At 39.6% G+C, this 235-nt stretch carries 1 pseudogene; it reads right to left on the reverse strand.

What is annotated here, in order from left to right:
- A pseudogene (locus ACY2RW_RS16420) lies at nucleotides 1-175 on the reverse strand (DegT/DnrJ/EryC1/StrS family aminotransferase); the annotation flags it as partial.
- Nucleotides 176-235: the final 60 nt, after the last annotated feature.

A 235-nucleotide genomic window follows, 5' to 3' on the forward strand; every position in this document is an offset into this window, starting at 1 on the left:
CTGCTTGTACATTGGTTAACTTGTAGTTGGTTCCACTATTCCTAAAATGAATACCTTCACGAGAATCACCCGTCATGTCCATACCACAATGTTTGTATGAATTCATCCAGTCTGCTACTTCTTTACTTTGTGTGGTAACCACCCCACCTTCACCAGTAGTAATACATTTTCTTGGCTGTACAGAAAATCACGTAATATCGGCTTGTTTACCTACCTTTTCGCCTTTAAAATCTGC

Source organism: Polaribacter sp. 2305UL8-11 (assembly GCF_058147165.1).